We start from the raw sequence: 6,753 nt of genomic DNA, 5'->3' as shown, positions 1-6,753 counted from the left end.
CACGATCTTGTCGACGGTGCCCACCGCGAGGCCGAGGACCATGATCTCGTTGCCCTCGTACATGCCTGCGATGTTCTCGAAATCGGCCGTGATCTTGGTCGAGCGGCCGAGCGCGTCGTCGAACTGGCTGGGCAGCAGCGAGCAGCTGCCCAGAACCAGCGCGGTGGCGCCGATCATCATGGTCCGCGCGACGGTGCGCGCGCCACGGAGCTTGTTGGTCAGTTTCATCCTGCGCACCCCTGGATCACCTGAACGAAGCACAGCCAGTTGTCGGGGAACAGCCACGGCAGCGAGACCTCGCCGTAGTTGCCGTTACCCAGCGCGTTGTTGAAGTAGCGCGCCGTGGGCTGGCCGATCTGCAGCAGCCGGTCGAGGTTGTCCTTGTTCTTCTGCAAGCCCTCGGCCATGGTGTTGAGCTGGCCGATGGTGTCACCGATCTGGTTGCCGTTCTCGGCACCGATCTCCTCGAGCTGACGGGTCAGCGTGGCGATGTTGTCGAGCAGCTGGCGCAGCAGGCTCTGCCGCTCCATCACCCGGTTGGCGATGGCCTCGCCCTGGGTGATCACCAGCAGGATCGAGTTGCGGTTGTCGGCCAGCAGCTGGGTGACCCGGTTGAGGTCCTTGAGCAGCCCGTCGACATCGGACTTGCGCTGGTCGATCACCTTGGCCACCGCGCCGACGCTGTCGAGCGCCTGCGCGACCAGCTCCGGCGAATCGCCGAGCTGGGAGTTGATGGTGTTGAGCGACTGCGCCAGCAGCTTGGTGTCGAGCTCCTCGAACTTCGGCGTGCCGACCTGCACCACATCCGCGATGTTGTACGGCACGTCGGTGTTGGCGCGCGGGATGACGTCGTCCTTCAGGCCCGAGCCGTCGCCGGGCTGCAGGTCGACGTAGCGCGCGCCCAGCAGCGTGGCCATCTTGATCGCGGCGTGCGCGTCGGGGCCGAACTTCAGCGAGCTGTCCACATCGAGGCTGACCACCACGTGATCGCCCTCGATCTTCGCCCCCGAGACGGTGCCGACCTGCACACCGGACACGGCGACCTTGTCACCGACCTTGATGCCCGCGGCCTGCACGAACTGCGCCTCGATGGTCTGCTTGCCGATGCCGATGAACTGGTAGACCGTCGAGCCGACCAGCAGCAGCACGATCACCAGCGAGCCGATGACACCGAGCCAGAAATTGCGGTTGCCCAGGAACGTGGCCTTGATCTTGCTCATCGGCACACCTCCGAATGGCTGGTGCCACCGATCTGGCTGAAGATGCCACGCGGGAAGAGCACGCCGTAGAGCGAGACGTCCAGGCCGCACAGGTAGGCGTTGGCGTAGGCGCCCTCGGAGGTCATCCGGCCGAGGTCTGCCAGCATCGACGGCATGTCGATGGCGGCCTGGTCGAGCTTGGCGCCGTTGGCCAGCAGCAGGTTCAGCGCGGCGGTGGTCGAGTTCTGCGCCATCGCCAGCTTGGGCTGGATCTTGCTCATCATGCCGACCAGGGAGGTGGTCGCGTCGGCCAGCGTCACGGTGGACGCCTGCAGCGACTGGCCCTGGTCGTAGAGACCGCCGATCAATGCCCTGGTCTGGGTAATCAGGGTCTCCAATTCATCCCCTCGCTTGGCCAACCCGGCCATCACACCGGACAGGTTGGTGATCACGTCGGACAGGATCGCGTCGCGACGCTGGAAATCGGTCGCCAGCTGCGCGGCCTGCACGATGAACGCCGACAGCGAGACCCCGTCGCCCTGCAGCGCCTGGATCAGCGTCTCCGACATCGCGTTGACCTCGGCGGGCTCGAGCGCCTGGAACAGCGGCTGGAAACCGTTGAGCAGCGCGGAGATGTCGAAGGACGGTTCGGTGCGGTCGAGCGGGATGGTGGCCCCGCTGCGCAGCTCCTGCGGGCTCGGCGCCTGGCCCGGGGCCAGCGCCACATAGCGCTGGCCGATCAGGTTCTGGTACCGGACAAGGGCCTTGGTGTCGTCGAAGACCGGCTGATCGCTCTGCACGATGAACGACACCTTGGCGTCGTTCTTGCCGTCGAGCTCGATCTTCTCGACCTTGCCGACGCGCACGCCCGCCATGCGGACGTCGTCGCCGGGACGCAGGCCGAGCACATCGGTGAAGATCGCGGTGTACTTGCGGGTGTCGCCGTCGACCGTGCGGGCCAGCGTGTTCCACACGACGACCGTCACCAGCAGCGAGACGAGCGCGAAGATACTGAACCCGATCAGTGGCTTGCGGATACTCATGCGCCACCCCCGTTTTCGGACACGTGCAGGGTTCCGCCCTTCATGATCGGACCGAGCAGCAGATACTCCGAGACGTTCGGTTCACGTCCCAGCAGCTTCGACATCGCCGCGTCGCCGGTGTACGAGATCGGGGTGCCCGCGGGCACCGTCGCCGGTTCCGGCGTGGCGGCCGGTTCCGGCGCGGCCGCCGGAGCGGGCGCGCCACCCAGCACACCGGGCAGGCCCGGGATCTGGATCGAGGGCACCAGGCCCTCGAGCGGCGTGCCGGCGAACGGCTTCACCTCGGTGCCCTGGGCCGTCTGCATCGGCGCGCCGGGGGAGGTCAGGCCGGGGATGTCGGGCAGGCCCGGGATCATCTGCAGCGGCGGAAGTCCGGCGGCGGAGTCCAGCGCCCGCGGGCGCAGGTTCTCCGGCAGCGGCGGCAGCGAGACCTCGGCGGGAGCGGTGAAGCAGCTCGGGCCGAGCAGGTCGCCGTAGCGCGGGCAGTCCGCGACGGTGTTGGGCTTGTACGGGGTGAAGGTCAGACCCGCGTTCCACACCATCTGGTTGGCCGGGCCACCGTGGAAGGTGGTGTTCAGCTTGGCCAGCGAGGGACCGAAGACCTGGAAGGTCTTGGTGATCGAGCCCGGGTCGGCGGCCAGGGCGCCGAGGGTCGCGTTCATACCCACGGTCACCTCCTTGCCGACATCGGGGTTGCTGGCGAACAGGTCGTTGACCTGGTCGGTGGTGGCGCTCGCACCGGCCAGCAGGGCGATCAGCTGATCACGCTTGGTGGCGATGGTGGTGGCGGTCTGCACCGAGCTGCCGAGCACGTCCATCAGCTCCGGCGCCGACTGGTTGAGCGCGTGCGCCGAGGCGGAGAAGTTGTCGAGCATGCCGCCCAGGTTCGGGCCCGCTTCGGCGACGGTGGTCAGCCAGTGGTCCAGGCGCTGGATGGTGGAACCGGGGACGCGGCCGCTGCCGTCGAGGGCCTGGGTGAGCGTGCCGAGCACGCGGCCCAGCTGCACCGGGTCGACCTGGTCGAGGATGTCGCGCACCGTGGTGAGGGTGTCCTGCAGCGCGATGGTGCCCTCGCTGCGGTCCTCGGGGATCTGCGAGCCCTCTTTCAGGTACTGGCTCGACGGCCCGTTGAAGACCAGCTCCACCGAGGTGACCGCGAACAGGTTGCTGGGCACCACGCGGGCGGTGACATTGTTCGGGATGTCGCCGGCGAACTCGGGCTTGAGCTCGATGTTCACCTTCTGCTCGGCGCCCTTGTTGGCGATCTCGACATCCTTCACGGCGCCGACGAGCACGCCGCGGAACTTCACGTCGGCCTTGGACGGCAGGCCGTCACCGGTGGTCGACAGGTTGGCCACGACGTTGACCTTCGGCACGAAATAGCCCTGGTAGCGGGCCATCAGGAAGCCGAGGATCACGGCGAACACCACGACACCGCAGGCACCCGCGATGTAGAGCTGTTTCATGGTGGGTCCGCGCCCACTGGGATCGATGATCATCGCGCGCTACCCCGAGATTCTGATTCCGGGGTCGACGCCCCAGATCGCCAATGTCATGAACAGGTCGGCGAACACGACCAGGATGATGCACATCTTGATCGCGCGACCCGCCGCCACGCCGACGCCTTCGGGACCACCGGAGGCGAAGAAGCCGTAGTAGCACTGGATGAAGGTCGTGATCATGACGAAGATGATCGCCTTGAGCAGGGAGTACAGCACGTCTGTCGGTACCAGGAACTGGTAGAAGTAGTGCGAGTACGTGCCCGGCGCGGTGCCGCCGATCAGGCCGACGGTGACCGAGCAGGCCAGGTAGGCGGTGGCCAGGCCGATGCAGTACAGCGGCACGATGGCCATGACCGCCGCCATCATCCGGGTGCTGACCAGGTAGGGCAGCGGGCGGATGGCGATCGAGTCGAGCGCGTCGATCTCCTCGGAGATGCGCATCGCGCCGAGCTGGGCGGTGAATCGACAGCCCGCCTGCGCCGCGAAGGCCAGCGCCGCGAGCAGCGGGCCGAGTTCACGGGTGGTGGCGAAGGCCGAGATGGCACCGGTGATCGGGCTCAGGCCGAGCAGGTTCAGCGAGGTGTAGCCCTGGATGGCCACCGTCATGCCGCCGAAGGCGCTGATGATCAGGATGACGCCGATGGTGCCACCACCGACGACGATATTGCCGTTGCCCCAGGTGACGTCGGAGAGCAGACGCCAGATCTCCTTGGGGTACTGCTTGAACGCCAGCGGGATCGAGCCGACCGAGCGCAGGAAGAAGAAGACCTGGTGGCCGAGGCGCGCGAGCAGATCGATCGGCGCCCGGCCTGCGGCCTTGAGCTGGCGTATGGGCCGTAGCAGCGGAGGTACGTACGTTGATGACATGGCTCAGACCACCTGGGGGGGAAAGACAGCGGCGTAGATCTGCGTGATCGCGACGTTGACGCCGAGCAGCATGACCATCGAGCTCACGACCGCCGAGTTCACCGCGTTGGCGACACCGCCGGGGCCGCCGCGGGCGTTGAGGCCGGAGTCGCAGGCGATGATCGCGGCGATGATGCCGAAGATCACCGACTTGAGCAGCGCCACCGCCAGGTCGCGGGTGACCGCGAAGGAGGCGAAGGTGCTCATGTACGAACCGGGCGTACCCGCCTGGGCGAAGATGTTGAACATGTAGCCGGTGATGAAGCCGACGAAGACCACGAAGCCACACAGCAGCAGGCTGACCAGCATCGCCGCGCCGAGCCGGGGGGCGACCAGCCTGCGCAGGGGGTCGACGCCCATCACCTTCATCGCGTCGATCTCTTCGCGGATGGTGCGCGAGCCGAGGTCGGCGCAGACCGCCGAACCGACCGCGCCCGCGATCATGATCGAGGTGACCAGCGGGGCGCCCTGCTGGATGATGCCGAGGCCGTTGGCCGCGCCGATGAACGAGGTCGCGCCGACCTGACCGGCGACCGCGCCGACCTGGATCGACACGATGACCGCGATCGGGATGGCGACGAGCAGGGTGGGCGCGGCGGCGACGTTGGCCATGAACGCGCACTGGCGGACGAACTCGTCGAAGGGAAAGCGCCGGCGGAAGATCGCGACGATCAACTCCGTGATCGCCTCGATACCCATCGTGATCTGTCGACCGAACGTCTCGAGGGACTTCTTCGGATGGTCGTCCCAAAGGCCCTTGGTCCAGTCGACAGCTTCACTGACTCGTGAACGTGTGGGCGGACTCTTGGTCGACTGCACTGCTAATACCCCTCTCGACGCCAGGTCATCAACACCCCGACGACTTGTTTGCTTGACGCACCTTACTACGGAGTAGCGCAGAACACACCACCGACATGTGAGCGCAGTCATAGATCGACGTCACTGTCCAGAACTGCTATGAGCCCTGCCATCCCGGACCATACAGCCCGTAATTGTCAATGCAGGTTCGATTCAGCCGGATGTCGTTTCGGACATGGTTTCCCAGTACCGACGGTCGCGGGAAACAAATATTGCGGAAAACTGTCATTCATAACGAATGGCCCGTCGGAATACCGGAACCAATCACGAGGCCGCCTCGAAATGGACGGTTGATCACAATTTCGATAGACATTCGCTATCGCGGAGTGTCGCAACCCGGGTACTGGTAGGCAGCAACCACACACTGTTCGCGGAGAGTGTGCCGACCGGCGCATCGACGGGGCGCGCCCGGGACGTAATACAGGCACGATAGCCAGATCGAATTGATATCGTGCGGGCTTCCGACGTCTGGAGGGACATGTTCAGCAAACTCGCCAAGGTGGCCAACGCCGCCTTCGCCGTCGCCCTCGGTGCCGCGCTGATCGGTACCGGCGCGGGCGCTTCCCAGGCTCAACCCGGACCCCCGGTGCTAGGCGGCGGGTCGGGCATCGTCATCGACAACGCGTTCCAATGCACCCTCACGACGGTCGGACACGACGGCGCGGGCCGCCTCGTCGGGCTCACCGCGGGCCACTGCGGTGACGCGGGCGCCTCGGTCGCCGCCGAGGTCGATCCCGGCTACGGCCAGATCGGGCGCTTCGTCTACAGCAACGCCGACCTCGACTACGCGGTCATCGAGTTCACGCCCGGCCGGATCGTGCCGGTCAACCGGATCGGCAACGTCACCATCACCGGTGTCGGCGCACCGGCCCAGTTCCCCAACATCGTCTGTAAGGAAGGCCGGACCACCGGCAACACCTGCGGCATCACCTGGGGTGACGTCTTCCAGACGAACATGGAGACCTGGTCGCAGATGTGCGTGGTGGAAGGCGATTCCGGCGCGCCGGTGGTGATCGGCTCGACGCTGGTCGGGATGGTGAACGCCTATCTGGCGGTGGCCTGCTTCGGCCCCGAGGTCGGCACCAACATGAACGCCATCATGAACGACATGAACGCCCGAGGCGCCCAAGGCGCGGGTTACCACCCTGTGTAGAAGGCGGCTGGCGCCGCGGGTTCGCGGCCCCTGGCGGCAAGCGCAAGGAGAAGGTCGACTTCGGCGGCCCCTACTACGTCGCGGGCCAGGAC

The 6,753-nt window shown here is 66.4% G+C and carries 6 protein-coding genes and 1 pseudogene; 1 reads left to right on the top strand and 6 read right to left on the bottom strand.

Going from position 1 to position 6,753, the window contains the following annotated elements:
* From ACWEMY_RS28965 to ACWEMY_RS28940, 6 genes and pseudogenes are all read right to left on the bottom strand, one after another.
* Positions 1 to 228 (bottom strand): annotated as a pseudogene (locus ACWEMY_RS28965) (mammalian cell entry protein); the annotation flags it as partial.
* On the bottom strand, positions 225 to 1,220 hold the full coding sequence (locus ACWEMY_RS28960; protein ID WP_375931932.1) for an MCE family protein: 996 nt from the start codon (positions 1,218 to 1,220) through the stop codon (positions 225 to 227). The gene ACWEMY_RS28960 and the pseudogene ACWEMY_RS28965, both read right to left, overlap by 4 nt.
* Positions 1,217 to 2,242: an MCE family protein gene (locus ACWEMY_RS28955; RefSeq protein WP_375931935.1), complete on the bottom strand. Its 1,026-nt coding sequence runs from the start codon at positions 2,240 to 2,242 to the stop codon at positions 1,217 to 1,219. Before ACWEMY_RS28955 ends, ACWEMY_RS28960 begins: the two co-directional genes overlap by 4 nt.
* A complete protein-coding gene (locus tag ACWEMY_RS28950; RefSeq protein WP_452392567.1) occupies positions 2,239 to 3,741 on the bottom strand; it encodes an MlaD family protein in 1,503 nt (500 codons plus the stop codon). The genes ACWEMY_RS28955 and ACWEMY_RS28950 overlap by 4 nt, the downstream gene beginning before the upstream one ends.
* A 6-nt stretch (positions 3,742 to 3,747) precedes the next feature.
* Positions 3,748 to 4,611 (bottom strand): MlaE family ABC transporter permease, encoded by an 864-nt coding sequence (locus ACWEMY_RS28945; RefSeq protein WP_375931941.1) that lies wholly within the window; start codon positions 4,609 to 4,611, stop codon positions 3,748 to 3,750.
* 3 nt (positions 4,612 to 4,614) lie between these two features.
* The gene (locus ACWEMY_RS28940; RefSeq protein WP_375931944.1) at positions 4,615 to 5,469 is read right to left on the bottom strand and encodes an MlaE family ABC transporter permease; all 855 of its coding nucleotides are present in this window, start codon (positions 5,467 to 5,469) and stop codon (positions 4,615 to 4,617) included.
* Between the two features lie 517 nt (positions 5,470 to 5,986).
* On the opposite strand from ACWEMY_RS28940, the gene ACWEMY_RS28935 reads away from it, so the two are divergent.
* Entirely contained in the window at positions 5,987 to 6,661 is a 675-nt protein-coding gene (locus tag ACWEMY_RS28935; RefSeq protein WP_452392566.1) for a S1 family peptidase, read from the top strand.
* Positions 6,662 to 6,753 lie beyond the last annotated feature (92 nt).

Source organism: Nocardia sp. NPDC004415, from assembly GCF_053602435.1.
The sequence above is the reverse complement of the archived record's forward strand: the minus strand, read 5'-3'. Positions and strand labels throughout refer to the sequence as shown.

Excerpts from the sequence above, each read along its gene's own strand:
- ACWEMY_RS28945 (WP_375931941.1), bottom strand. The coding sequence starts at position 4,611 with ATGTCATCAACGTACGTACCTCCGCTGCTACGGCCCATACGCCAGCTC.
- ACWEMY_RS28960 (WP_375931932.1), bottom strand. The coding sequence starts at position 1,220 with ATGAGCAAGATCAAGGCCACGTTCCTGGGCAACCGCAATTTCTGGCTC.
- ACWEMY_RS28950 (WP_452392567.1), bottom strand. The coding sequence starts at position 3,741 with ATGATCATCGATCCCAGTGGGCGCGGACCCACCATGAAACAGCTCTAC.
- ACWEMY_RS28935 (WP_452392566.1), top strand. The coding sequence starts at position 5,987 with ATGTTCAGCAAACTCGCCAAGGTGGCCAACGCCGCCTTCGCCGTCGCC.
- ACWEMY_RS28955 (WP_375931935.1), bottom strand. The coding sequence starts at position 2,242 with ATGAGTATCCGCAAGCCACTGATCGGGTTCAGTATCTTCGCGCTCGTC.